The following is a 22842-nucleotide window of genomic DNA, read 5'->3' on the forward strand; positions in this document are numbered from 1 at the left end:
ACGGCCATCGCCTGGTTTGTTGCAGCCCGGATTTACCACGCAGCACCTGAGCAACACCGATCACCCCTCACCCCATTGGGGAAACGACTGCATAGATGCAGAAAGTAGGGCGACGCAGGATGCCAAAGCCGAGGGTTGGAGAGAGGGGCAACACACAACCCCTCCCGAGCAAGCCATACCACGCAGACCTGTAACACCCAGCTAGGCCCGCAAGAAGAACGCGCCAGTAACTCACTGAACTGCCACTCTCACTGACGGAGCACAACCTATGCGAAACCTGAAGAACCTCTGCCTGCAAAGTCTCGGCGTCGCCGCCCTGGCCCTCGGCATGAGCACCGCCATGGCGGCTGACAAACCCACCCTGACCATCGGCTACGTCAACGGTTGGGACGACAGCGTCGCCGCCACCTTTGTCGCCGGGGAAATCCTCCAGAGCAAACTCGGCTACAGCGTTGCACTCAAGCCCGTAGAGCCCGCCATCATGTGGCAAGGCGTAGCCCGTGGCGACCTCGACGCCACCCTCTCCGCCTGGCTGCCCGCCACCCACGGCGAATACTTTGAAAAACTCAAAGACAAGGTCGAAGTGCTCGGCACCAACTACGCTGGCGCGAAAATCGGCCTGATCGTACCGGACTACGTACAAGCCAAAACCATCGCCGACCTGCAAACCTACGCCAAGGATTTCGATGGCAAAATCACCGGCATCGACGCCGGCGCCGGCGTCATGCGCCGCAGCGAAGAAGCCATCAAGGAATACGCCCTGGCTGACATCAAACTGATGCCAAGCTCCGGCCCGGCCATGGCCACCGCCCTGACCCGCGCTGAGAAAAACAAGCAAGCCATCGTCGTCACTGGCTGGATCCCGCACTGGATGTTCGCCAAATGGAACCTGCGCTTCCTCGAAGACCCGAAAAAAGTCTTCGGCGATGACGAACACGTCGACACCGTCGCCAACCCCAGCATCAACAGCAAAGCGCCAGAAGCCGCTGCCTTCCTGAAGAAATTCTCCTGGAGCGGTGAAGAAGTCGGCGCTGTCATGCTCGCCATCCGCGAAGGCGCCAAACCGGAAGACGCCGCCAAAGCCTGGATCAGCAAAAACCCAGAGCGCGTCGCCGAGTGGCTTAAATAAGCCAAGGCTGCACCTCACTATAGAAGCGGGCTACGGCCCGCTTTTTTGTGGGCGCGAAATGGTGGCGGGAGAATGTTCTAGAACGGGGATGGATCGAGTTATGCTGCTGCACGCCCGCCAACGCGCGTGAGTCGCGTTGTAGATACATCCTTATAGGGACAGTTTTGGATCAGCCAGAAGACCCGGCCATTATGTTAAGCAGGCATACACATAAAGCCACTTGCACGTTAACCAACAGGGAGTTTGTTGAATGCGCTTACTCAAAGGAATGTTCTGCTCCGCTGCACTTATAACGATCTTTATTCCGCCTACGTTCGTTGAGGAGGCTGCTGCTCAATCTCCAGTACGTGGGAACTATGCATTGATCTATAACGGCGCAGGTGCAGATCCTGACAGCACAGAGGCGATTGCTAACATTGCAGGTAAGAGCGGCCTGAAGATCCAGTACGTGAGCAACCTGAACATATTGCCAACACTGCTGGATAATGCGCGTGTTTTTATCCTGGGCGGGACGGATGATGATGTACAGCCATTGCTTGAAGCCTTTACACCCACTGCGCGCCAAGCGTTAAAGACATACCTGCAAAACGGCGGCAGGTACTTGGGCGTCTGTGGCGGGGCGTTTTTAGCATCTGCCGGCTGGCATGATGAAGGTGATTTTTTCCCAGCCTTGGGTCTTACCCCGGCAGAGTCTGATGCGTATGACGAAGACTTTGCGCCCAAGATTTACCCAATCACATGGCTTGGCGAAACACGCCGCATGTACTATCAGGCAGGGCCCGAATTTACGCTGCTGCCAGACGCTGAGTTCACCCAGATTATCGCGAGCTATGACAACGGCCAGCCAGCAGCGCTCGTGAATTCCTACGGTCACGGCAAAGTGGCCGTTTCAGGCCCGCACCCCGAAGCGCCGAGCAGTTGGAAAAACGAGGTTTTTAACGGCCACACGATGCAAGACAACACCCATTTGGCTGAAGCGTTACTGCAAGCACTGCTTTCGGATCAGCCCGTCTCAGTCGATCAGCGTTAGCCGACTAGGGTGAACAGCCGTATTGCAACGAACCAGAGTGCGATACGGCTTTTCACCAGAGCGTAAATATTAGGGGACAGACCACGGCTCAGCCAAAAGATAACAACTCAAACGAGTCCATTCTCCTTAGTGCATAACCGGGCTAAACAATGAACCGCCGCAAAAAAATCAAACAGCTACTCGAAGCACACGCCAAAAAGGCCAACGCGAAAAAAGCGCCGAAGAAAAAATCCACCTACATCAGCAAAGCCGATCGTTTAAAACTTTCCGCCGAATCCAACCAAGACTCAGAAACCATTTCTGAAGTTAAATAAACGCTAAGAATTTCTGCATATTAATCTGAGTCACCATTAGCTTTATCCAACATGCACCGCCTAGAGAACAGCAATAGTCTCGCCCGACAGCAAAAGGAAACTTGCCAATATGAACGTACTTATTCTTCCGGGCATCGGAAACTCAGGGCCGGATCACTGGCAAAGCCACTGGGAACAGACGAATAACAACTATATCCGCGTCAACCAATCGGACTGGGACAACCCCAGTTGCGTTGACTGGGTTGCGGCACTCGAAGACAGCGTCCAACGTTCTGGCGCAGACACTATTCTGGTTGCACATAGCCTGGCATGCCTGCTGGTTGTGCACTGGGCGGCGCAAACCAATCTGCAGATCAAAGCGGCCTTGCTGGTCGCCGTGCCAAACCCGAAAGGCCCAACATTCCCCGCCCAGGCAATTGGGTTTGATTCAGTACCAGTGCAGCGTCTGCCGTTCAAATCTACGGTTATCGCCAGCACCAACGACCCCTACGGTGGAGTTGCATACGCTGAAGCATGTGCAGCTATTTGGGGCAGCGATCTTGTAAACATCGGCGAGGCCGGCCATATCAATAGCGCTAGCGGCTTGGGCGCTTGGCCCGAAGGACAGAGGTTCCTGCAGCAACTCAAAACAGACTGACGACGCCGAATCTTGCTCGACTCATTCGCAACTAATGGGTAAAGCTCGCAGCTCAATAACCCGTGATGGACCACAAGGAAGAACATTCATATGCCAGGCCAATACCCAAACCGGATCAAGCAACTGCCCTTATTCGATGGCCGCTTTGACGCCTATAAGCTTGAGGCCAAAGACAGCACTGTTCTGTTTGCCTCCTACCCCGCCGGCACCTCCATCCCGCCGCATACCCATGACACCGACAACCATGGCGTGATTACGCGCGGCGAATTGATCCTGACGATGAATAACCAAACGATCAGGGTTGGCGTCGGCGAGTGGTATCACGTGCCTGCATACGTTGAGCACTCGGCTGTCTTTGAGGTCGAGACCGATGAGGTTGAATTCTGGTTTGTATAAGGCATAACAACCCCGGATAAACCTGCCGCCTTTTGTGTAGATCACCATGCAAGCAAAGTTTCGCGCCGACGTACTGCATAACCGCCATAACGCACAGATCATCGATCGCTGGGATGCGTTGAATCTCACGGATGGCTGGCTAGTCGCCGGCTGCCTGTTTCAGACGGTGTGGAATGTGCTTTCTGGGCAACCGCCGGAGAGCAAGATCAAGGATTACGACTTCTTTTATTTCGACCCTGCCGACCTGAGCGAAGCGGCTGAGAACGCCGTGCAGTGCCATGTAGAAACCGTACTGGCAGACCTCGGCATAACCGTGGAAGTCGCCAACCAGGCACGGGTTCACCTGTGGTATGAAGCGCATTTTGGCCATTCCTACACAGCGCTGAGCAGCGCCAGGGAAGGCGTCGACCGCTTTCTGATACCGGGAACATGCGTTGGCATTAACCCCGATGAGGTCTACGCACCAAACGGCCTTGAGCTTTTGTATAAGGGAACCTTGACGCCTAACCCGCTGACGCCGCACAGAAGCCTTTTTGCCGAGAAAGCCGCGTCCTATCAGCAGCGCTGGCCTTGGCTCAGCATCAACTCAGATGAGTCGCCACACACCAAGCTAATGGGGCCAGCCTGGTGCTGACCAGAGCTTCGTAGCAAGACCAATAGCCTCTTATCTAGCGCACTTTTTTGCAGGGTTAACCCACATGCGCCTCACGCTTTATCTCTTGTTGTTTGTCGCACCGATATCACTGGCCAATGAGTGCGTGGTGCTATTGCATGGCATGGGCCGCACCAGCTACTCGATGAATGCAATCGAAGACTTGTTAGCCAAAGAGCATTACTCCGTCATCAACAACAGCTACCCATCTACGAAACAAGACATTCAACAGCTGGCGTCAGTGGTTGGGGATGGCATTGCCAAGTGTAAAAAGACGGGGGCGCAGAGTATCCACTTTGTTACCCACTCTTTGGGCGGCATCTTGGTAAGGCAATATTTTCAGGACAACCTCGTTGCCGAAGCCAAACGTGTGGTTATGCTCGGCCCGCCCAACCACGGCAGCGAGGTGGCAACCAATAAGAAAGACCAGTGGTGGTACAAAATGGCCACCGGGCCAGCCGGACAGCAGCTCGGCATTGAAGCCGACAGCACGCCTAACCAGCTTAAATCGATCCCTCTGGAGATCGGCATCATTGCCGGCACGGAAAGTCTGGACCCGTGGTTTGCTGGCGACTTGCCCAAGCCAAACGATGGCAAGGTTTCGGTTGAGAGCGCCAAGCTCGCCGAGATGAAGGACTTTATTGCTGTTCCGCACAGCCATACGTTTATGACCAATGCCGATGTTGTGGCCAGTCAGATCAAGCTATTTCTGCAGCATGGCCATTTCAGCCATGAGCCTTAAACCGTTGCAGGCAGCGCGAATAATCGAATATGGCCACAACCAGCCAACCCGATAGATCCAAGCCAGCCCACAGCGCTATCGGTGCCAGACGCGCTTATACGCTCGCGCTGCTCTGCCTACTCGGCCTGCTGTTGCCGCTGCTCTCACACCTGCTCGCTGGCGTAGCGGGCACGCTGGCCTGGCTGATCGATCTGGCCAGCCATTGGCAGTGGCTGTTCTTGTTGGGGCTCGTGGTGTTTACCGGGTTGGCTTGTTGGCGCGATATGCGCTGGGCCGTTTTGTTGCTGGCGCTGCCGCTGCCCTGGCTGACAGCATCCGCGCCGGCGCCGGCTGGCGATCAGCAAGCCCTGGCGTTTGCCGTGGCCAGTGCCAACGTTCATCTAGATAGCCGCAACACCGAGGCATTGGCCGCATGGTTGGCGCAGGAAAAGCCGGATGTGGTGGTGCTGCTGGAGGTTTCCCCGGCCTATGCGCAAGGCTTGCGAGCGCTGCGCGATTATCCCTTTCAACACATCGTTGCCCAGGACAGCCCCTTTGGCATTGCCGTGCTGTCACGCCATCCGCTGCTGCAGATAGAGGTGATCGAGGATGCGCAGGGGATTGCCCATATCGAGGCGCAGTTGCAGTGGCACGGCCAGCCGATCGGGATTATCGCTCTGCACCCGATGCCACCGCTTTCGCCGCAGTATCACAGCGTGCGTAATGCCAAGTTGGCGGCCCTGGCCAAGCGAGCAGCCGCAAGCGCCAGACCGACGGTTTTAGCCGGCGACCTGAATGCCACGCCTTGGTCGTCGGCCTTTAGCGGGCTGGCGCAATTGGGTTTGCGCCGCGCCAGCGGTTTGGCCGCGACCTGGCCGGCCGCCTTGCAGGGCGTGCTCGGGTTGCCTATCGACCATGTACTGGTCACGCAGCATTGGGCGGTGGTGGCGCGCCAGGTAGGCCCACAGTTGGGCTCGGATCATTTGCCGGTGCTGGTTCGCCTGGTGCCCGCGCTAGAGAAATAAAGGCGAGAGGTTTACCTTGCCTGACAAACTTCAGCCGAACAGCAAGCCACTCCAATCATTGAGGGACCCACATGATCACCTGCCATATCCGCTACGTACTCGACCCACGCAAACTCAAGGAATTCGAGCATTACGGCAAGCTGTGGATCGCCCTGGTGGCGAAGTTTGGCGGTACGCATCACGGTTACTTTCTGCCCTCCGAAGGTGCCAACAATATTGGCCTGGCGATGTTCAGCTTCCCCAGCCTGGCGGAGTATGAGCAGTACCGGCTGAAATCCTTTGCCGACGCCGAGTGCCTGGCTGCCTTTAAATATGCGGAAGAGACCCAGTGCGTGCTCAGCTACGAGCGCACCTTCTTCCGCCCGGTATTCGATGCCTGACTGAACCTTAATTGCCGAGTTACGCGCCATGTCCCAGCTAGCCCACTTGCAGTTAATGGCCCGCTATAACGCGTGGATGAATGACAAGCTCTACGCGGCCGCCGGCCAGCTGTCGCCGCAGGCGCTGAGTGAGGATCGCGGAGCATTTTTCCCGTCGATCCTCGCCACGCTCAACCATATTGCGGTGGCCGATATCATCTGGCTCAAGCGCTTTGCCGAGCACCCGGCCTGCGCTGAGCTGCGTGAATCGATCAGCGATCTGCAACGGCCAGTGGCGCTGGATCAGCTGTTATTCGACACCTTCGCGCCGCTGTATGCTTTGCGCGGCCGACTGGATGGGCATATCAGCGATTGGGCGGCGACGTTGACCGAGGCGGACCTGGAATATGTGCTGGCCTACGGCAATATGAAGGGCGTGCCGGCGCAGCGCCCGTACGCCAGCCTGATGCTGCACTTCTTCAATCATCAGACTCACCATCGCGGCCAGGCTAGCACCTTGCTGCACCAGGCCGGGCAGGATATCGGCGTGACCGATTTACTGTCGCTAATCGCCGACGTTGAGCCGCGCTGACACCCGCAACCAGCGGACAGGACGTCACACCATGGCTTTTAACCAAACAGAACGCCTCAGCCTGCTCGCCATCAAGGGCGTTGGCCCTACCGTGATCAAACGCTTCGAGGAGCTTGGCATCGACTCCCTGGCGCAGCTGGCCACGTACCGGGCCGAGGATATCGCCGAGATGGTCGCGGCCATGCTCGGCAGCACCTGCTGGAAGAACAGCCCACAGGCCAAGGCGGCGCTGAATGCGGCCATCGCCTGGGCCAAAGACAGCCAATGAAGCCGCTGGCCCTGCTGCTGGTTTATCTCCCGCGCATCGCCTTTCGCCGGGCGGCGCAGGTGCAGCTGGGTGCTTGTTTGCCAGCGGCCACGACGGCAGCGGTATGGGCCAGAACCCTGAACGTGCACAGCGAATTGCAACGCACGCGTGTGCGCCATTCGCCCGGGGTAAATCTGCTGCTGGCCTATATGCAGTGGGATTGCGCGCTGTACCGCGCCCTGCAGGGGCAAGGCATAGGTCAGCAGCAGGCTGGCGAGTGGATTGAGCAGATCAACTGGCAGATATTCGCCCCGGCCAGCGCCCTGGCGTTCAAGGCATCGCGCTTACGCAGCAACCGCTTGCAGACGCGCGTCAAGTGGCTGCTCGATGCGTTGTTCAGCCTGGTGTTTACCCGCCCTTTCCGCCGCAGCAATCTGCCTGCCACCGCTGGCGTGGCCTTTGATGTGCAGGTGTGTCCGCTGGCCAGCTACCTGCGCGACCAGGGTGCGCCGGAGCTGACTCACTTTGCCGTGTGCAGCCTGGATTACCGCATGGCCAGCGATTGGGGCGTGACGCTGCAGCGCAGGCAAACCCTCGCCGGTGGTGCGGCGTACTGCGATTTCCGCTTTAGCATGCCACCCGTTCAGTTGATTGCCCGCGAAGGCGCATGCGTCGATAAAACCACCGCCGGTCAGCCTGAAAACTAGCGCCGTCGGCACTCGCGCAGCGGCATGCCCCTGACCGACAGGTCATCTCTGGAACGTCATGTTTGATTGATCGTTCAACAATAACCGGCCTAGACTGCGCGCATTCCGGGGACGCCCCCATCGATGGAGAAGCAGATGCCCAAGGTCGGAATGCAACCGATCCGCCGCTCGCAATTGATCGCGGCCACTCTCGAAGCGGTTGATCAGGTCGGCATGGGTGATGCCAGCATCGCCTATATCGCGCGGATCGCCGGGGTCTCCAACGGCATCATCAGCCACTATTTCCGCGACAAGAACGGCTTACTCGACGCCACCATGCGCCACCTGATGCAGGCGCTCAGCGATGCCGTGCGCGAACGTCGCGCCAGCTTGCCGCCAGACCAGCCGCGCGAACACCTGCGGGCGATGATTGAAGGCAACTTCGACGACAGCCAGGTCAACGGTCCGGCGATGAAAACCTGGCTGGCGTTCTGGGCCACCAGCATGCACCAGCCGGCGCTGCGGCGTTTGCAGCGGGTCAACGATCACCGCCTGTATTCCAACCTGTGCGGGCAATTCAGCCGGATATTGCCGCAGGAGCAGGCGCGTACCGCGGCACGTGGTCTGGCGGCATTGATCGATGGTTTGTGGCTGCGCGGGGCACTGTCCGGCGAAGGTTTCGACACCCGCCAGGCGATTGAGATCGCCTACGAATACCTCGACCTGCAACTGCTCAAGGCGCAATAGGCGCCCTTCCTTTAAACAGCCTGAATACCAGCGCCGACAGGCACTGCGTGTCGTGTTTGGCTGCGCCCTGTCGCTTTTATTGATTGATCGTTCAATTAAGATAATTTAGCCTTGCGTCTATATTGTCTACACCGACGACCTGCACCAGGCGGCTCGCGTCGCCCACCGCACACGAGGAACGCGCCATGCCCCGCTTCGACGAACAGCAGCTCTATATTGGTGGTCGCCCTGTAACGGCCAGCAGCGGCGAGACCTTCGACAGCATCAACCCGGCCACCGGCGAAGTGCTCGCCCGCGTGCAGCGCGCCAGCAAGGCTGATGTGGAACTGGCTGTAGCCAGCGCCACCGAGGGCCAAAAGGTGTGGGCGGCGATGACCGCCATGCAGCGTTCGCGCATCCTGCGCAAGGCCGTGGACATCCTGCGTGAGCGCAACGATGAGCTGGCCGAGCTGGAAACCCTCGACACCGGCAAGCCTTTGAGCGAAACCCGCTACGTCGATATCGTCACTGGCGCCGACGTGCTGGAGTACTACGCCGGCTTGATTCCGGCCATCGAAGGCGAGCAGATCCCGCTGCGCGAAACCAGCTTCGTCTACACCCGCCGTGAACCGCTGGGTGTGGTCGCAGGCATTGGCGCGTGGAACTACCCGATTCAGATCGCCCTGTGGAAGTCGGCCCCGGCCCTGGCTGCTGGCAACGCGATGATCTTCAAGCCGAGCGAAGTGACGTCCTTGAGCGCGCTGAAGCTCGCCGAAATCTTTACCGCTGCGGGCCTGCCGGATGGCGTATTCAACGTGCTGACCGGCAGCGGCCGTGAAGTCGGCCAGTGGCTGACCGAGCATCCGGGCATCGAGAAAATTTCCTTCACCGGCGGCACCGTAACCGGCAAGAAGGTGATGGCCAGCGCCTCCAGCTCGTCGCTCAAGGAAGTGACCATGGAGCTGGGCGGCAAGTCGCCGCTGATCATCTTCGAAGACGCCGACCTCGACCGCGCCGCCGATATCGCGGTAATGGCCAACTTCTACAGCTCCGGCCAAGTCTGCACCAACGGCACCCGCGTGTTTGTGCCGCGCATGCTGCAGGCGCGCTTCGAGGCCAAGGTGGTTGAGCGAGTCAAACGCATCCGCCTCGGCGATCCGCTCAATGACAGCACCAACTTCGGCCCGCTGGTCAGCGCGGCGCATATGGATAGCGTGCTCGGCTATATCGAAACCGGCCGCAAGGAAGGCGCGCGCCTGCTGATCGGCGGCAACCGCGTAACCGAAGGCGACTACGCCAAGGGCGCCTATGTTGCGCCGACGGTGTTCACCGACTGCAACGACGGCATGACCATCGTCCGTGAAGAGATCTTTGGCCCGGTAATGAGCATCCTGGTTTACGACACGGAAGAAGAAGTGATCCGCCGCGCCAACGCCACCGAATACGGCCTGGCAGCCGGCGTGGTAACCCGCGACCTGAACCGCGCGCACCGGGTGATCCATAAGCTGGAAGCCGGCATCTGCTGGATCAACACCTGGGGCGAGTCGCCGGCGGAAATGCCAGTCGGCGGCTACAAGCAATCCGGCGTCGGCCGCGAAAACGGCTTGACCACCCTGGCGCACTACACGCGAATCAAATCGGTACAGCTGGAAATGGGCGACTACGCCTCGGTTTTCTAACCACTGTGTTGTGGGAGGGGCTTTAGCCGCGACACCTTTCGCGGCTAAAGCGGAACGCCGCCTGACCCTTGCCACGGATTGAATCGTCGCCCCGTAGCCCGGATGCAATCCGGGAACAGTCACCGCGTTTTCCCCGGAGTGCATCCGGGCTACAGGAGCTTTTATGCCCCAAGAATTCGACTACATCATCATCGGCGCGGGCTCGGCCGGTAACGTACTGGCCACCCGCCTGACCGAGGACGCAGACGTCAGCGTGCTGCTGCTCGAAGCTGGTGGCCCGGATTACCGCCTGGATTTCCGTACCCAGATGCCCGCCGCCCTGGCCTTCCCACTGCAAGGCCGGCGCTACAACTGGGCGTACCTGACCGACCCTGAGCCACATATGGATAACCGCCGCATGGAATGCGGGCGCGGCAAAGGCCTGGGCGGTTCGTCCCTGATCAACGGCATGTGCTACATCCGTGGTAACGCCATGGATTACGACGGCTGGGCCGAGGAAAAAGGTCTGGAAGACTGGAGTTATCTGGATTGCCTGCCGTATTTCCGCAAAGCGGAAACCCGTGACATCGGCGCCAATGCCTACCACGGCGGCGATGGTCCAGTGAGCGTGACCACACCGAAGAACGGCAATAACCCACTGTTCCACGCCATGGTCGAAGCCGGCGTGCAGGCCGGCTACCCGCGCACCGATGACCTCAACGGCTACCAGCAGGAAGGCTTCGGCCCGATGGACCGCACCGTCACGCCCAAGGGCCGGCGTGCCAGCACTGCGCGCGGCTACCTTGATCAGGCCCGTGAACGGCCAAACCTGACCATCGTCACCCACGCGCTGACTGATCGCATTCTGTTTAGCGGTAAGCGCGCCACTGGTGTGGCCTACTTGCAAGGCGACAACGACACGCCAATCACCGTCAACGCGCGCCGCGAAGTGCTGCTGTGTGGCGGCGCGATTGCCTCGCCGCAAATCCTGCAACGCTCCGGCGTCGGCCCAGCAGCGCTGCTGCGCGAGTTGGACATCCCCGTGGTGCATGACCTGCCCGGTGTTGGCCAGAACCTGCAGGATCACCTCGAGGTATACCTGCAATACGCCTGCAAGCAGCCGGTGTCGCTGTACCCGGCGCTGCAATGGTGGAACCAGCCGATGATCGGCGCCAACTGGCTGTTCCTCGGCAAGGGCATCGGTGCCAGCAACCAGTTCGAAGCCGGCGGTTTTATCCGCTCCAGCGCGGACTTCGCGTGGCCGAATATCCAGTATCACTTCCTGCCGGTGGCGATTAATTACAACGGCAGCAACGCGGTGAAGGAGCACGGCTTCCAGGCGCACATGGGCTCCATGCGCTCACCGAGCCGTGGCCGCATTCAGGTCAAATCCCGGGACCCGCGCCAGCACCCGAGCATCCTCTTCAATTACATGGCCCACGAGCAGGACTGGCGCGAGTTTCGCGACGGCATCCGCATCACCCGTGAAATCATGGCGCAATCGGCGCTGGACCCGTATCGCGGTCGCGAACTGAGCCCGGGCATCGAACTGCAAAGCGATGCCGAACTGGACGCGTTTATCCGCGAACATGCGGAGACGGCCTACCATCCGTCGTGTTCCTGCAAGATGGGCGAAGACGACATGGCCGTGGTCGACGGTCAGGGTCGGGTGCATGGCATCGAGGGTCTGCGCGTGGTGGACGCGTCGATCATGCCGCTGATCGTCACCGGCAATCTGAATGCGCCAACCATCATGATGGCCGAGAAGATTGCCGACAAAATCCGTGGCCGCGCCCCGCTGCCGCGCAGCAGCGCGCCGTATTTCGTCGCCGGTAATGCAGCCGTGCGCGGCACGGCGCAGCGTTCCGCTTAAGCCTTCGCGCTGTACCCAGACGCCGCAGCGGTTTCGCCTCTGCGGCGTTTTCTTATGCAGGCTTGGTGGCGTGATCGGCCGCCCAGAACACTGGCCTTTAGCCCGGAGAAACCACGCGCTGCTTGAAGCTGCGGGCGAAGGGCGTCGATAATGCGCAGTTTTCAACCAGCGCCTTTGTGCGCCGCCGCCCCCACGGCCGACCGAGCAGACCATGAAAGACAGCATTCGCCACCTGATCCAGCAAGCCCTGACCCGCCTCACCGCCGACGGCGTGCTGCCGGAAGGCCTGAGCCCGGCCATTCAGGTGGAGAACACCAAGGACAAGACCCACGGCGACTTCGCCAGCAATATCGCCATGATGCTGGCCAAGCCGGCCGGTATGAAGCCGCGAGACCTGGCCGAGAAGCTGATCGCCGCGCTGCCGAGCGATACCGCGATCAGCAAGGTCGAGATCGCCGGCCCGGGCTTCCTCAATTTCTATCAGAACACCCAAGCCCTGGCCGCGCGCCTGGACGCCCTGCTGGCCGATGCCAAGCTCGGCGTGCGCAAGGCCGGCCCGGCGCAGCGCGTGGTGGTCGACCTGTCGGCACCCAACCTGGCCAAAGAGATGCACGTCGGCCATCTGCGCTCGACCATCATCGGTGACGGCGTGGCGCGTGTGCTGGAGTTCCTCGGTGACGACGTGATCCGGCAGAACCACGTGGGCGACTGGGGCACCCAGTTCGGCATGCTGCTGGCCTATATGCAGGAAAACCCGGAGGCCGCCGAAAGCGAGCTGGCTGACCTGGAAGGCTTCTACCGCGCGGCGAAGAAGCGCTTCGACGAATCCCCTGAGTTCGCCGAGCGTGCCCGCGGGCTGGTGGTACAACTGCAAGCCGGCGACGCCGAATGCCTGCGCCTGTGGCACCGTTTCAACGATATTTCCCTGAGCCACTGCCAGGCGCTGTATGACCGCCTCGGGGTGAAACTCTCCATGGCCGACGTCAAGGGCGAGAGCGCCTACAACGACGACCTGGCCAACGTGGTCGCCGACCTCAAGGCCAAGGGCCTGCTCAGCGAAAGCGACGGCGCGCAGTGCGTGTTTATGGACGAGTTCAAGAACGCCGAAGGCAACCCACTGCCGCTGATCGTGCAGAAAGCCGGCGGCGGTTACCTGTACGCCACCACCGACCTCGCCGCCACCCGCTACCGCGCAGGCGTTCTGAAAGCCGACCGCGCGCTGTACTTCGTCGATCAGCGCCAGGCCCTGCACTTCCAAATGGTCTTCACTGCCGCGCGCCTGGCCGGTTTCGTCCCTGCCAGCATGCAGCTGGAACATATGGGTTTCGGCACCATGAACGGCGCCGACGGCCGCCCGTTCAAGACCCGCGACGGTGGCACCGTGAAGCTGGTCGACCTGCTCGATGAGGCCGAAGAGCGTGCCTACGCGCTGGTCAAAGGCAAGAACCCCGAGCTGGACGAAGCCGAGCTGCGGCAGATCGCCCGCGCCGTGGGCATCAGCGCAGTGAAATACGCCGACCTGTCCAAGCACCGCACCAGCGACTACCGCTTCAACTTCGAGCTGATGCTGAGCTTCGAGGGCAACACCGCGCCTTACCTGCTGTATGCGTACACTCGTGTGGCCAGCGTGTTCCGCAAGTTGGGCAAGGGTTTCGAGCAGCTCGAAGGCAGCCTCGACCTGCAGGCCGCCCACGAAATCGAACTGGGCGGCAAGCTCGCGCAGTTCAACGAAGTGCTCGCCAGCGTTGCCGACAAGGGCGAGCCGCACCTGCTCTGCGCTTACCTGTACGACCTGGCCGGGCTGTTCTCCAGCTTCTACGAGAACTGCCCGATCCTTTCCAGCGAGGACGAGGCTGTACGCAACAGCCGCCTGCGCCTGGCCGCACTGACCGCGCGTACACTCAAGCAAGGTCTGGAACTGCTCGGTCTGGAAACCCTGGAGCGCATGTAAGTGGCGGCGAAAAAGAAACCCGCCGCCAAACGCGGCGCCAGCCGTTACCAGGCGCCAGCGAAAAAACCGGTACCGGGCTGGTTCTGGCTGGTCTGTGGCCTGGTGATCGGCGGCTTTATGGTGTTTCTGTTCAGCCTCGAACCGGGCCGCGACGAGATCAAGCGCAGCAAGGTCGAACAGGCCCGCGCCACGCAGGCCAGCAAAGCTGCTGCCGCCAAGCCGGCGACCCAGCCGGCCAAGCCCAAGTACGACTTCTACACCTTGCTGCCGGAATCGGAAGTGATCCTGCCGCCGCAAAGCATCGAGCCCGTCGCTCCGCCCGCGCAGAAACCGGTCAGCCCGGAAGAAGCGGCAAAGATCGACGCCGCCCGCGCCGAAGCTGCGCTCAACGGCCAGGTGCCGCCACCACCTCCAGTGGTCGCCAAAGGCCCGGTCAGCTCACAGTTCTTCCTTCAGGCTGGCTCGTTCCGCCGCAAGGACGACGCCGACAGCCTGCGTGCACAGATCATCCTGCTCGGGCAGAACGTCAAGGTAGAGTCCGGCACGGTGCGCGAAGAAACCTGGCACCGCGTACTGGTCGGCCCCTTCGCCACCCGTGAGCAGCTCGGCCAGGCACAGAAATCCCTGGCGGCCAGCGGCTTTAGCAATCTGTTGTTACAGCAGCGACAGGCGCAATAAACCGCGCGACTTCAGGCCCTGCGGCCCGTTCTGACGACTATTTGTCGGACGGGATACACCCCAGGGCTTGAAGCAGGCCACCGCTGCCCCCACTTCATTCGGCATTGGGCACTTTCGCCCCGCTGCGTGGAGACTCTCCCCTTGACCACCATCGTTTCAGTACGCCGCAACGGCAAAGTCGTCATGGGCGGCGACGGCCAGGTGTCCCTCGGCAATACCGTGATGAAAGGCAACGCGAAAAAAGTTCGCCGCCTGTACCACGGCCAGGTGCTGGCTGGCTTCGCCGGTGCCACCGCCGACGCCTTTACCCTGTTCGAACGCTTCGAAGGCCAGTTGGAGAAACACCAGGGCCATCTGGTGCGCGCGGCCGTCGAGTTGGCCAAAGACTGGCGCACCGACCGCTCCCTGAGCCGCCTGGAAGCCATGCTGGCCGTCGCCAACAAGGACGCCTCGCTGATCATCACCGGCAACGGCGACGTGGTTGAACCCGAACACGGCCTGATCGCCATGGGCTCCGGCGGCGGCTTCGCCCAGGCCGCGGCCATGGCCCTGCTGCAGAAAACTGACTTGAGCGCCCGTGAAATCACCGAAACCGCGCTGAACATTGCCGGCTCCATCTGCGTCTTCACTAACCAAACCCTGACAATTGAGGAGGAGGATTGCGCTGAATAAGCGCGTCCTCCTCTGGAGTATCGCCGCATGTCCATGACGCCCCGCGAGATCGTTCACGAACTCAACCGCCACATCATCGGTCAGGACGACGCCAAGCGCGCCGTGGCCATTGCCCTGCGCAACCGCTGGCGGCGCATGCAGCTGCCGCTTGAGCTGCGCGCCGAGGTGACGCCAAAGAACATCCTGATGATCGGCCCAACCGGGGTCGGCAAAACCGAAATCGCCCGCCGCCTGGCCAAGCTGGCCAATGCACCGTTTATCAAGGTAGAGGCGACCAAGTTCACCGAGGTTGGCTATGTCGGCCGCGATGTCGAGTCGATCATCCGAGACCTCGCCGATGCAGCGATCAAGATGCTGCGCGAGCAGGAGATGATCAAGGTCCGCCACCGCGCCGAAGATGCCGCCGAGGAGCGCATTCTCGACGCCCTGCTGCCGCCGGCCCGCACCGGATTCAACGAAGAAGCCGCGCCGGCCAGTGATTCCAACACCCGCCAGCTGTTCCGCAAGCGCCTGCGCGAAGGCCGGCTGGACGACAAGGACATCGAGATCGAAGTGGCCGACAGCCCGGCCGGCATCGAAATCATGACCCCGCCGGGCATGGAAGAGATGACCAACCAGTTGCAGAGCCTGTTTTCCAACATGGGCAAGGGCAAGAAGAAAAGCCGCAAGCTCAAGGTCAAGGAAGCCCTGAAGATGGTGCGTGACGAAGAAGCTGCGCGCCTGGTCAATGAGGAAGAACTCAAGGCCCAGGCCCTGGAAGCCGTGGAACAGAACGGCATCGTGTTTATCGACGAGATCGACAAGGTCGCCAAGCGCGGTAACACCGGCGGCGCCGACGTGTCCCGCGAAGGTGTGCAGCGCGACCTGCTGCCGCTGATCGAAGGCTGCACGGTGAACACCAAGCTGGGCATGGTGAAAACCGACCACATCCTGTTTATCGCCTCCGGCGCGTTCCACCTGAGCAAGCCGAGCGACCTGGTGCCTGAGCTGCAAGGTCGTCTGCCGATTCGCGTCGAGCTGAAAGCCCTTACCCCGCAGGACTTCGAGCGCATCCTCAGCGAGCCGCACGCCTCGCTCACCGAGCAATACGCCGCGCTGCTGAACACCGAAGGCCTGGGCATCGAGTTTGTTGCCGAGGGCATCAAGCGCATTGCCGAGATTGCCTACCAGGTCAACGAGAAGACCGAGAACATCGGTGCGCGCCGCCTGCACACCCTGCTCGAGCGCCTGCTCGAGGAAGTGTCCTTCAGCGCCGGCGACCTGGCCGGCCAGCAGAATGGCACGCCGATCGTGATCGACGCGGCCTACGTCAACAGCCATCTCGGCGAGCTGGCGCAGGACGAAGACCTCTCGCGCTATATTCTGTAACGCGTCCCTCCTGGGTCCGGATGCTCTCCGGGCCCGGGATCCATTCAGGAAGCGAGCATGCGCATCCCCACCGCAATAAAACTGCACAAAGCCTCGAAAACCCTGGAGCTGCACTACGGGGCCGACGAGCACTACACCCTGCCCGCCGAGTTTCTGCGCGTGCATTCGCCATCGGCGGAAGTGCAGGGCCACGGCAAACCCATTCTGCAAACCGGCAAGCTAGGCGTCGGCCTGAGCAAGATCGAGCCTGCGGGTAATTACGCACTCAAACTGACCTTTGATGACGGCCACGACAGCGGTCTGTTCACCTGGGATTATCTGGAACAGCTGTCCCTGCGCCAGACTGAGCTGTGGAACGATTACCTCGCCACCCTCGCCGCCGCAGGCAAGTCCCGCGATCCCAGCGAGAGCGTGGTCAAACTGATGCTCTGAAGTGCCCAGGCGATATACCGTCAGGAATTGACTCAGACACGTCAGCTATTTCCTCACGCACGCACCACCAAGCGGCAATCTGCCGCAGCGCAGCAGCCCGTCTAGCCCGTTGATCCTGGCCGGTTAGAGCGCATTTTCTAATCCTTCCCTGCATACTCATCGCGCATTCGGCTTGGATCTCGGCCGGCTTGCACAAATTCTCAAACTCGGGTAACCAAGTAGTTGGAAGTTTCTCGCGCCAGGCAGCCCCTGCGACGAGGAAGATTGCGGAGCGATCCGCCCTTGGCAATCCGGGCAATACCTGGCCCTTAGCCCTGTGTCGCCGTGCACAGCAGTACGCCGGTATTTCGTCTCAGGACAATGGAGCGTTGTAGATGACAGATAAGAATAATGATGACCTGAAACACCAGGCCTCCGAGAACACGTTGGGCCTTAACCCGGTGATCGGCATCCGCGGTAAAGACCTACTTAGCTCCGCCCGAGTCGTACTCAAGCAAGCCCTCAAGCAACCCCTGCACAGCGCCAAACACCTTGCCCACTTCAGCATGGAGCTGAAGAACGTGATGCTCGGCCAATCCGACCTCACCCCCGCCGAAGGCGACCGGCGCTTTGCCGATCCGGCCTGGAGCCAGAACCCGCTGTACCGCCGCTACCTGCAGACCTACCTGGCCTGGCGCAAGGAACTGCATGACTGGGTCGAGCACAGCAACCTGTCCGAACAGGATGCCAGCCGTGGCCACTTCGTCATCAACCTGATGACCGAAGCCATGGCCCCCAGCAACAGCATGGCCAACCCGGCCGCGGTTAAACGCTTCTTCGAAACCGGCGGCAAGAGCCTGCTCGACGGCCTGTCACACCTGGCCCAGGACATCGTCAACAACGGCGGCATGCCCAGCCAGGTCAACATGAACGCCTTCGAAGTCGGCAAAAGCCTGGCCACAACCGATGGCGCAGTGATTTTCCGCAATGACCTGCTCGAACTGATCCAGTACAAACCGATCACCGAACAGGTACACGAGCGCCCACTGCTGGTGGTGCCGCCACAGATCAACAAGTTCTACGTATTCGACCTGTCACCGGAAAAAAGTGTGGCGCGCTTCCTGCTGCGCAACGGCATTCAGACCTTCGTGGTGAGCTGGCGCAACCCGACCAAGGCACACCGTGAGTGGGGCCTGTCGACCTATATCGAGGCGCTGAAAGAAGCCATCGACGTGGTCACTGCCGTCACCGGCAGCAAGGACGTAAACATGCTTGGCGCCTGCTCCGGCGGCCTGACCACCACCTCGCTGCTGGGCCATTACGCCGCACTGGGTGAAAAGAAGGTGCATGCCCTGACCCTGCTGGTCAGCGTGCTGGATAACCGCCTGGAAACCGATGTGGCGCTGTTCGCCGACGAGAAAAGCCTGGAGCTGGCCAAGCGCCGTTCCTATCAGGCCGGTGTGCTGGAAGGCAGCGACATGGCCAAGGTTTTCGCCTGGATGCGCCCCAACGACCTGATCTGGAACTACTGGGTCAACAACTACCTGCTCGGCAACGAGCCACCGGTATTCGACATCCTTTACTGGAACAACGACACCACGCGCCTGCCGGCTGCCCTGCATGGTGAGTTTATCGAGATGTTCCAGTCCAACCCGCTGATCCGCGCGGGCGCACTGGAAGTCTGCGGCACGCCAATTGACCTCAAGCAGGTCACCAGCGACCTCTACTGCGTGGCCGGCACTACCGACCACATTACGCCGTGGGAGTCGTGCTACAAGTCGGCCAACCTGTTCGGTGGCAATGTCGAGTTCGTCCTGTCCAACAGCGGGCATATTCAGAGCATTCTCAACCCGCCGGGCAACCCTAAAGCACGCTACATGACCAACACCCAGATGCACGCGGACCCGAAAACCTGGCAAGCCAGCTCAACCAAGCACGCCGACTCCTGGTGGCTGCATTGGCAGGTCTGGCTGGGCGAGCGCTCCGGCGCGCAGAAAAAGGCACCGAGCCAACTGGGCAACAAGAAACATCCGGCCGGCGAAGCAGCCCCCGGCACCTACGTTCACGAACGTTGATCACCTGCGCACTGCGCAATACTGCCTGCGGCACTGGAGGTGTCGCTCGCCCACCCGCTCATTGATGCGGGTGAGGCGAACCAGGCTTTGCCCTGGTGTTTCTGGAAAAGACCCGGAGGGTCTGATCCAGCGTTTTAATTGATAGGGCTTTTGCGCATGTCGCTACCTTTCGTATTCCGTACCATTGAACTGGACGGCCAGACCATCCGTACCGCGGTTCGCCCCGGCAACGGCAAGATGACCCCGCTGCTGATCTTTAACGGCATCGGGGCCAACCTGGAGCTGGTCATGCCCTTCGTGCGCGCCCTGGATCCAGGTCTGGAGGTCATCGCCTTCGACGTGCCTGGCGTTGGTGGTTCCTCCACGCCCAGCACGCCATATCGCTTTCCTGGCCTGGCCAAGCTCGCCGCACGCATGCTCGATTATCTCGACTACGGTCAGGTCAATGCGATTGGCGTGTCCTGGGGCGGCGCCCTGGCGCAGCAATTCGCCCACGACTACCCCGAGCGTTGCAAGAAGCTGATCCTTGCCGCCACCTCGGCCGGCGCGGTGATGGTACCCGGTAAACCCAAGGTGCTCTGGTGTATGGCCAGCCCGCGGCGTTATGTGCAGCCGTCCTACGGCGTGCAGATTGCCCCGGAAATCTACGGTGGTGCCTTCCGCCGCGACCCGAAACTGGCGCTGGCACATGCCAGTAAAGTGCGTTCGGGCGGCAAGATGGGCTACTACTGGCAGCTGTTTGCCGGCCTCGGCTGGACCAGCATCCATTGGCTGCACAAGATCCGCCAACCGACGCTGGTGATGGCTGGGGACGACGATCCGCTGATCCCTCTGGTGAATATGCGCCTGCTGGCCTGGCGTATCCCCAACTCCGAGCTGCACGTGATCGACGATGGTCACCTTTTCCTAGTGACCCGTGCCGAAGCGGTGGCACCGATCATCATGAAATTCCTCGAGGAAGAACGTCAGCGCGCGATTATGCACCCACAGCCCGCGCCAGCCCGCACGCTCAGCTAACCGCACCTTGGTTGGGCAAAGGCCTCAACTGCACGCTCTGAGACTGTGCCGCAAGCACAGTGCTTGACCCACTTTCGGGCACGTTGTATTACCTGGGACTTGACGCGCGGCAGTCTGGAACGCCCATGCGCGCGCATTGGTATAAGCCTTGCTGCTTATCAAGTCTCATGGTTTGACGACGGAGTGTTGCCCAATGCGAGACCAACCAGCCAAACGCGCCTTGCCGGCGCACAAAAGCGTGATGAACGTGCAAAATGCAGTGGTCGGTCTGCGCGGCCGTGATCTGCTGTCCACCCTGCGCGGCCTGGCCTTGCAGGGGATCAAGCAACCTATTCACAGCGCCCGGCATGTTGCTGCGCTAGGCGGCCAACTGGGTCGCGTGTTGATGGGCGACAAGCCGTTCAAAGTCAACTCGCAAGACCCGCGCTTCGCCGACCCCACCTGGCGAGACAATCCGCTCTACAGCCGCAGCCTGCAAGCCTACCTGGCTTGCCAGAAGCAGCTGAACAGCTGGATCGATGAGAGCAATCTGGACGCCGATGACCGCGCGCGCGCGCGCTTTGTCGCCACCCTGCTGGGCGACGCACTGGCGCCCAGCAACACGCTGCTCAACCCGCAGGTGATCAAGGAACTGTTCAACAGCGGTGGCAGCAGCCTGCTCAAAGGTGTGACGCATCTGTTCGATGACCTGGTGAACAACGACGGTATGCCCAGCCAGGTCAGCAAACACGCCTTCGAAGTCGGCCGCAACCTGGCCACCACCCCAGGCGCGGTGGTGTTTCGCAGCGAGCTGCTGGAACTGATCCAGTACAAGCCGATGAGCGAAAAGCAGTACACCAAACCGCTACTGATCGTGCCGCCGCAAATCAACAAGTTCTATATCTTCGACCTCTCCAACGAGAAGAGCTTCGTCCAGTACGCACTAAAAGGCGGCCTGCAGACCTTCGTCATCAGCTGGCGCAATCCTGACCCGCGGCACCGCGAGTGGGGCCTGTCGAGCTACGTGGAAGCGCTGGAAGTCGCCATCGATGCCTGCCGTGAAATCACCGGCAGCAAGGACGTCAACCTCCTCGGCGCCTGCGCCGGCGGCCTGACCATCGCCGCGCTGCAAGGGCATCTGCAAGCCAAACGTCAGCTGCGCAAAGTGGCCAGCGCCACCTATATGGTCAGCCTGCTGGACAGCCAGATCGACAGCCCGGCCATGCTGTTTGCTGACGAGCTGACCCTCGAGGCCGCCAAGCGCCGCTCCTACCAGCAAGGCGTGCTGGATGGACGCGACATGGCGCGAGTGTTCGCCTGGATGCGCCCCAACGATCTGATCTGGAACTACTGGGTCAACAACTACCTGCTCGGCAAGCAGCCACCGGCCTTTGACATTCTCTACTGGAACAACGACAACACCCGTCTGCCGGCCGCCCTGCATGGCGACCTGATCGACTTCTTCAAGCACAACCCGCTGACTCACCCGCGCGGCCTGGAAGTCTGCGGCACCCCGGTCGATCTGCAGAAGGTCACGGTCGACAGCTTCAGCGTCGCCGGAATCAACGACCACATCACCCCCTGGGATGCGGTGTACCGCTCGACCCTGCTGCTGGGCGGTGACCGGCGCTTTATTCTGTCCAACAGCGGGCACATCCAGAGCATTCTCAACCCACCGGGTAATCCGAAATCCAATTACCTGGAGAACCCCAAACTCACTGGCGACCCGCGCGCCTGGTACCACGACGCCGAACATGTGCAGGGCAGCTGGTGGCCAGTGTGGCTGAACTGGATGCAGGAGCGTTCTGGCGAGCAAAAGGACACCCTAATGGCCCTGGGCAACCAGAACTACCCGGCCATGGAAGCCGCGCCCGGCACCTATGTGCATGTGCGCTAAAACACCCAGCCACGCATGATCAGACTGGCCGCAAGCCATTGCGGCCAGGTATCGTCAGCCTTCCCGCGGCCAGAATAAGAAGACCGGATGAAAACCCGCGACAGAATCCTTGAATGCGCCCTGCTGCTGTTCAACCAGAAGGGCGAACCGAATGTCTCCACCTTGGAAATCGCCAACGAACTGGGCATCAGTCCGGGCAATCTGTACTACCACTTTCACGGCAAGGAACCGCTGATCCTCGGTTTGTTCGAGCGCTTTCAGGCGGAACTCGCGCCGCTGCTCTCACCGCCCGAAGACGTGCAGCTGGATGTGGAGGATTACTGGCTGTTTCTGCACCTGATTGTCGAACGCCTGGCGCACTACCGCTTCCTGTTCCAGGACCTGTCCAACCTGACCAGCCGCCTGCCAAAACTGGAACGTGGCATGCGTCACTGGCTCAACAACCTCAAACGCGCACTGGCCGAACTGCTTGCACAACTGCAACTCGATGGCCAGTTGCAAAGCGATACCCAGTCACTGGGCCAACTGGTCGAGCAGATCACCCTGACCCTGCTGTTCTCCCTCGACTACCAGCGCATCATCGGCCGTGAGGGTGAAAGCCGCCTGGTGGTCTATCAGGTAATGATGCTGGTGGCCCCGCATCTGGCCGAAGAGTCGCGCTACGCCGCCGAACACCTGGCGCAGCGCTACCTCGAAGATTAACGCGAATGCCTAAACGCAAACGCCCGGCACTAGGCCGGGCGTTTGCG

Annotated in this window: 24 protein-coding genes; all 24 read left to right on the top strand. The window is 60.7% G+C overall.

The genetic code is table 11. From position 1 onward, the window contains the following. Positions 1-268: 268 nt before the first annotated feature. On the top strand, positions 269-1129 hold the full coding sequence (locus ACIN8IBEIGE_RS11750; protein WP_160014784.1) for a glycine betaine ABC transporter substrate-binding protein: 861 nt from the start codon (positions 269-271) through the stop codon (positions 1127-1129). Between the two features lie 250 nt (positions 1130-1379). Further along, positions 1380-2159 carry a BPL-N domain-containing protein gene (locus ACIN8IBEIGE_RS11755; protein WP_160014785.1) on the top strand — a complete coding sequence of 260 codons (780 nt, stop codon included), beginning with the start codon at positions 1380-1382 and terminating at the stop codon, positions 2157-2159. Between the two features lie 149 nt (positions 2160-2308). Then, on the top strand, positions 2309-2473 hold the full coding sequence (locus ACIN8IBEIGE_RS11760) for a DUF2986 domain-containing protein (protein ID WP_160014786.1): 165 nt from the start codon (positions 2309-2311) through the stop codon (positions 2471-2473). Between the two features lie 109 nt (positions 2474-2582). Next, on the top strand, positions 2583-3110 hold the full coding sequence (locus ACIN8IBEIGE_RS11765; RefSeq protein ID WP_160014787.1) for an alpha/beta hydrolase: 528 nt from the start codon (positions 2583-2585) through the stop codon (positions 3108-3110). Between the two features lie 90 nt (positions 3111-3200). Beyond that, positions 3201-3506, top strand: a complete 306-nt coding sequence (locus ACIN8IBEIGE_RS11770) for a cupin domain-containing protein (RefSeq protein WP_160014788.1) — start codon at positions 3201-3203, stop codon at positions 3504-3506. A 46-nt stretch (positions 3507-3552) separates the two neighbouring features. Further along, positions 3553-4140 carry a nucleotidyltransferase family protein gene (locus tag ACIN8IBEIGE_RS11775; RefSeq protein ID WP_160014789.1) on the top strand — a complete coding sequence of 196 codons (588 nt, stop codon included), beginning with the start codon at positions 3553-3555 and terminating at the stop codon, positions 4138-4140. A gap of 64 nt (positions 4141-4204) precedes the next feature. Next, the gene (locus ACIN8IBEIGE_RS11780; protein WP_160014790.1) at positions 4205-4900 is read left to right on the top strand and encodes a triacylglycerol lipase; all 696 of its coding nucleotides are present in this window, start codon (positions 4205-4207) and stop codon (positions 4898-4900) included. Between the two features lie 29 nt (positions 4901-4929). Continuing rightward, complete coding sequence (locus ACIN8IBEIGE_RS11785) at positions 4930-5904, top strand: endonuclease/exonuclease/phosphatase family protein (RefSeq protein ID WP_160014791.1); 975 nt, start codon at positions 4930-4932, stop codon at positions 5902-5904. A 71-nt stretch (positions 5905-5975) separates the two neighbouring features. Next, positions 5976-6284, top strand: coding sequence for an NIPSNAP family protein (locus ACIN8IBEIGE_RS11790; protein ID WP_090379344.1), 309 nt, complete (start codon positions 5976-5978; stop codon positions 6282-6284). 28 nt (positions 6285-6312) lie between these two features. Continuing rightward, positions 6313-6855 (top strand): DinB family protein, encoded by a 543-nt coding sequence (locus ACIN8IBEIGE_RS11795; protein WP_160014792.1) that lies wholly within the window; start codon positions 6313-6315, stop codon positions 6853-6855. A gap of 31 nt (positions 6856-6886) precedes the next feature. Continuing rightward, entirely contained in the window at positions 6887-7123 is a 237-nt protein-coding gene (locus ACIN8IBEIGE_RS11800; protein ID WP_160014793.1) for a helix-hairpin-helix domain-containing protein, read from the top strand. Further along, positions 7120-7809, top strand: coding sequence for an L-2-amino-thiazoline-4-carboxylic acid hydrolase (locus ACIN8IBEIGE_RS11805; RefSeq protein ID WP_160014794.1), 690 nt, complete (start codon positions 7120-7122; stop codon positions 7807-7809). The genes ACIN8IBEIGE_RS11800 and ACIN8IBEIGE_RS11805 overlap by 4 nt, the downstream gene beginning before the upstream one ends. Positions 7810-7944: 135 nt before the next feature. Next, positions 7945-8535: a transcriptional regulator BetI gene (gene betI / locus ACIN8IBEIGE_RS11810; RefSeq protein ID WP_160014795.1), complete on the top strand. Its 591-nt coding sequence runs from the start codon at positions 7945-7947 to the stop codon at positions 8533-8535. Positions 8536-8720: 185 nt separating this feature from the next. Next, positions 8721-10193 (top strand): betaine-aldehyde dehydrogenase, encoded by a 1473-nt coding sequence (betB, locus tag ACIN8IBEIGE_RS11815; RefSeq protein ID WP_160014796.1) that lies wholly within the window; start codon positions 8721-8723, stop codon positions 10191-10193. A gap of 163 nt (positions 10194-10356) precedes the next feature. Then, entirely contained in the window at positions 10357-12045 is a 1689-nt protein-coding gene (gene betA, locus ACIN8IBEIGE_RS11820; protein WP_160014797.1) for a choline dehydrogenase, read from the top strand. A gap of 211 nt (positions 12046-12256) precedes the next feature. Then, complete coding sequence (gene argS, locus ACIN8IBEIGE_RS11825) at positions 12257-13996, top strand: arginine--tRNA ligase (protein WP_160014798.1); 1740 nt, start codon at positions 12257-12259, stop codon at positions 13994-13996. Next, complete coding sequence (locus ACIN8IBEIGE_RS11830; RefSeq protein ID WP_160014799.1) at positions 13997-14674, top strand: SPOR domain-containing protein; 678 nt, start codon at positions 13997-13999, stop codon at positions 14672-14674. A gap of 141 nt (positions 14675-14815) precedes the next feature. Further along, positions 14816-15346, top strand: coding sequence for an ATP-dependent protease subunit HslV (gene hslV / locus ACIN8IBEIGE_RS11835; protein ID WP_090254921.1), 531 nt, complete (start codon positions 14816-14818; stop codon positions 15344-15346). 27 nt (positions 15347-15373) lie between these two features. Continuing rightward, positions 15374-16714, top strand: a complete 1341-nt coding sequence (gene hslU / locus ACIN8IBEIGE_RS11840; RefSeq protein ID WP_160014800.1) for an HslU--HslV peptidase ATPase subunit — start codon at positions 15374-15376, stop codon at positions 16712-16714. Between the two features lie 57 nt (positions 16715-16771). Continuing rightward, entirely contained in the window at positions 16772-17146 is a 375-nt protein-coding gene (locus ACIN8IBEIGE_RS11845) for a gamma-butyrobetaine hydroxylase-like domain-containing protein (RefSeq protein ID WP_090379376.1), read from the top strand. A 374-nt stretch (positions 17147-17520) separates the two neighbouring features. Next, on the top strand, positions 17521-19200 hold the full coding sequence (phaC, locus tag ACIN8IBEIGE_RS11850) for a class II poly(R)-hydroxyalkanoic acid synthase (protein WP_160014801.1): 1680 nt from the start codon (positions 17521-17523) through the stop codon (positions 19198-19200). 156 nt (positions 19201-19356) lie between these two features. Continuing rightward, positions 19357-20217, top strand: coding sequence for a poly(3-hydroxyalkanoate) depolymerase (gene phaZ, locus ACIN8IBEIGE_RS11855; RefSeq protein WP_090379382.1), 861 nt, complete (start codon positions 19357-19359; stop codon positions 20215-20217). Between the two features lie 193 nt (positions 20218-20410). Further along, complete coding sequence (gene phaC, locus ACIN8IBEIGE_RS11860) at positions 20411-22093, top strand: class II poly(R)-hydroxyalkanoic acid synthase (protein ID WP_160014802.1); 1683 nt, start codon at positions 20411-20413, stop codon at positions 22091-22093. Between the two features lie 87 nt (positions 22094-22180). Then, positions 22181-22795 carry a TetR/AcrR family transcriptional regulator gene (locus ACIN8IBEIGE_RS11865; protein WP_090379388.1) on the top strand — a complete coding sequence of 205 codons (615 nt, stop codon included), beginning with the start codon at positions 22181-22183 and terminating at the stop codon, positions 22793-22795. The last annotated feature ends 47 nt before the right edge of the window (positions 22796-22842 follow it).

The organism is Pseudomonas sp. 8BK (assembly GCF_902506475.1).
In the GTDB taxonomy this organism is placed as follows: Bacteria; Pseudomonadota; Gammaproteobacteria; order Pseudomonadales; family Pseudomonadaceae; genus Aquipseudomonas; species Aquipseudomonas anguilliseptica.

Bases quoted from the DNA above. Each gene is read 5' to 3' on its own strand.
- hslU (WP_160014800.1), top strand. From the start codon at position 15,374: ATGTCCATGACGCCCCGCGAGATCGTTCACGAACTCAACCGCCACATC.
- ACIN8IBEIGE_RS11750 (WP_160014784.1), top strand. From the start codon at position 269: ATGCGAAACCTGAAGAACCTCTGCCTGCAAAGTCTCGGCGTCGCCGCC.
- ACIN8IBEIGE_RS11765 (WP_160014787.1), top strand. From the start codon at position 2,583: ATGAACGTACTTATTCTTCCGGGCATCGGAAACTCAGGGCCGGATCAC.
- ACIN8IBEIGE_RS11865 (WP_090379388.1), top strand. From the start codon at position 22,181: ATGAAAACCCGCGACAGAATCCTTGAATGCGCCCTGCTGCTGTTCAAC.
- ACIN8IBEIGE_RS11790 (WP_090379344.1), top strand. From the start codon at position 5,976: ATGATCACCTGCCATATCCGCTACGTACTCGACCCACGCAAACTCAAG.
- ACIN8IBEIGE_RS11755 (WP_160014785.1), top strand. From the start codon at position 1,380: ATGCGCTTACTCAAAGGAATGTTCTGCTCCGCTGCACTTATAACGATC.
- argS (WP_160014798.1), top strand. From the start codon at position 12,257: ATGAAAGACAGCATTCGCCACCTGATCCAGCAAGCCCTGACCCGCCTC.
- betA (WP_160014797.1), top strand. From the start codon at position 10,357: ATGCCCCAAGAATTCGACTACATCATCATCGGCGCGGGCTCGGCCGGT.
- ACIN8IBEIGE_RS11800 (WP_160014793.1), top strand. From the start codon at position 6,887: ATGGCTTTTAACCAAACAGAACGCCTCAGCCTGCTCGCCATCAAGGGC.
- betB (WP_160014796.1), top strand. From the start codon at position 8,721: ATGCCCCGCTTCGACGAACAGCAGCTCTATATTGGTGGTCGCCCTGTA.
- ACIN8IBEIGE_RS11785 (WP_160014791.1), top strand. From the start codon at position 4,930: ATGGCCACAACCAGCCAACCCGATAGATCCAAGCCAGCCCACAGCGCT.
- phaC (WP_160014802.1), top strand. From the start codon at position 20,411: ATGCGAGACCAACCAGCCAAACGCGCCTTGCCGGCGCACAAAAGCGTG.
- ACIN8IBEIGE_RS11795 (WP_160014792.1), top strand. From the start codon at position 6,313: ATGTCCCAGCTAGCCCACTTGCAGTTAATGGCCCGCTATAACGCGTGG.
- ACIN8IBEIGE_RS11780 (WP_160014790.1), top strand. From the start codon at position 4,205: ATGCGCCTCACGCTTTATCTCTTGTTGTTTGTCGCACCGATATCACTG.
- ACIN8IBEIGE_RS11805 (WP_160014794.1), top strand. From the start codon at position 7,120: ATGAAGCCGCTGGCCCTGCTGCTGGTTTATCTCCCGCGCATCGCCTTT.
- betI (WP_160014795.1), top strand. From the start codon at position 7,945: ATGCCCAAGGTCGGAATGCAACCGATCCGCCGCTCGCAATTGATCGCG.
- ACIN8IBEIGE_RS11770 (WP_160014788.1), top strand. From the start codon at position 3,201: ATGCCAGGCCAATACCCAAACCGGATCAAGCAACTGCCCTTATTCGAT.
- ACIN8IBEIGE_RS11760 (WP_160014786.1), top strand. From the start codon at position 2,309: ATGAACCGCCGCAAAAAAATCAAACAGCTACTCGAAGCACACGCCAAA.
- ACIN8IBEIGE_RS11775 (WP_160014789.1), top strand. From the start codon at position 3,553: ATGCAAGCAAAGTTTCGCGCCGACGTACTGCATAACCGCCATAACGCA.
- phaZ (WP_090379382.1), top strand. From the start codon at position 19,357: ATGTCGCTACCTTTCGTATTCCGTACCATTGAACTGGACGGCCAGACC.
- phaC (WP_160014801.1), top strand. From the start codon at position 17,521: ATGACAGATAAGAATAATGATGACCTGAAACACCAGGCCTCCGAGAAC.
- ACIN8IBEIGE_RS11845 (WP_090379376.1), top strand. From the start codon at position 16,772: ATGCGCATCCCCACCGCAATAAAACTGCACAAAGCCTCGAAAACCCTG.